The 1,709-nt window shown below is 72.0% G+C and carries 2 protein-coding genes and 1 pseudogene; 2 read left to right on the top strand and 1 reads right to left on the bottom strand.

Going from position 1 to position 1,709, the window contains the following annotated elements:
* The coding region (locus FV223_RS26870; protein ID WP_147729768.1) for a COX15/CtaA family protein at positions 1–843 on the bottom strand (843 nt) is incomplete at its 3' end.
* Positions 844–1,214: 371 nt separating this feature from the next.
* Between FV223_RS26870 and FV223_RS26865 the strand changes: the two genes are divergently transcribed.
* A complete protein-coding gene (locus FV223_RS26865; RefSeq protein ID WP_147729767.1) occupies positions 1,215–1,421 on the top strand; it encodes a DUF2842 domain-containing protein in 207 nt (68 codons plus the stop codon).
* Positions 1,422–1,495: 74 nt separating this feature from the next.
* Positions 1,496–1,709: pseudogene (locus FV223_RS26860) on the top strand (hypothetical protein); the annotation flags it as partial.

Here is a 1,709-nt window from a genome sequence, read left to right as displayed (position 1 = left end):
CGCGTCGGCCGCGTGCGCGAGGGCGACGGCGAGCAGCAGGTAGGCGGTCAGCCGGTGGTTGAGCTGGACCAGGGTGACGTTGTCGACGAAGTTCTCGATCCAGGGCCTGACCGAGAACAGCGTCTCGGCCGGCGGGATCAGGGCGCCGTCCATGGTCGGCCAAGTGTTGTGGACGAGACCGGCATGGGAGCCGGCGACCAGGCCGCCGAGGAAGATCTGCGCCAGCACCAGCACCGGCAGGGCGAGCGCGACCGCGCGCAGGCGGAGTCGGGCCGGGGCGACGCTTTCGCTGCGCTCGCCGGCGGCGAGCCAGACGAGGCCCGCCAGGATCAGGCTGGCCATGGTGAGGTGCAGGGCGAGCTTGATCGGCGCCACGGCGGTCATGCCAGGCTGGAGACCCGAGGCCACCATGATCCAGCCGATCCCGCCCTGCGCGCCCCCGAGGATGCCGAGCGTCAGCAGGCCGAGGCCGAGGCGCCGGCTCAGCATGCCGCGCCACCAGAACGCGATCAGCGGCAGGAAGAACACCAGGCCGACGATCCGACCGAGCAGGCGGTGCCCCCATTCCCAGAAATACAGCACCTTGAAGTCGGACAGGCCCAGGCCCTGGTTGAGGATGCGGTATTGCGGCGTGTCGCGGTACTTCTCGAACTCGGTCGCCCAGTCGGCGGCCGAGAGCGGCGGCACCACGCCGGTCACGGGGCGCCACTCGGTGATCGACAGGCCGGACCCGGTCAGGCGCGTCGCGCCGCCGACCGCCACCATCGCGACGACGAGGGCGGCGAGCAGGTAGAGCCACGTGCGGACGGCGCCTTCGCGGCGCGGGGATTCGGCAGGCCTCATCGGGGCGTCGTCGCTCGGATCGGTGACAGGGCGCCACCGGGTTAGGCAAAGCCGGCGCCCGCGGCAACGTCCGGCGTTGCCGCACGCGCGCGGACCGCGGCGGGACGGCGTCGACAGGGCGATCGCGTGAAGCCGCCCGGGGCGGCTTCACGGCGCGAAGAGCGCCGCGCGGAGCGGGGTCTTCAGGACGAATGTCCTGGAGACCGTCGAGCGAAGCGAAAGCCCAAGCCCGCGGAGGCGGGCGCCGGCGATTGAGGCCAGCTGAAAACAAGGGCGATCGCTTTCAGCAATCGCCCTGACGGCGCCGATCCGACGCGTTGCCATCGCCGGCCGCCGGCGCTACCCCCCGGGGCGAGCATCAAGGGAATCGCATGCGCCGCCGCACCCGCACCCTGATCGGGACGATCGGGATCCTGGCCTTCGTCATCGTCTACGCGCCGCTGGCGATGGCGCTGGCCGACAGCCGCATCGCCGAGGCGCCGGCCCTGCTTCAGACCGTGCTCTACAGCATCCTCGGCATCGCCTGGATCTTCCCGCTGATGCCGCTGATCAAGTGGATGGAACGACCGGACCGCTGACGGCGCCCGCGTTTTCGCCGCACTCGGGGGCGAGAAGCGGCCGAACCGCGCCGCTTCGCTCGCAGATGTCCTTCATGCCCCTCCCGAAACCGTCCCCTGCCCTCGCCGGGTTGCTCCTCCTGTGGCTCGGCGGCACCGCCCTGGCCCAGGGGACGCCGCGTTCGGTCGGCGAGTGCGAGCGCCTGAAGAACGACCTCGCCTACAACCAGTGCCTGGCGATGTTCGGGCCGGCGGCCAAGAACGTCGCCGGCGGCTACGCGGCGGGCGAGACCCCGCCCGCGCCCGCCC

The organism is Methylobacterium sp. WL116 (genome assembly GCF_008039455.1).
Taxonomy (GTDB): Bacteria; Pseudomonadota; Alphaproteobacteria; order Rhizobiales; family Beijerinckiaceae; genus Methylobacterium.
The sequence above is the reverse complement of the archived record's forward strand: the minus strand, read 5'-3'. Positions and strand labels throughout refer to the sequence as shown.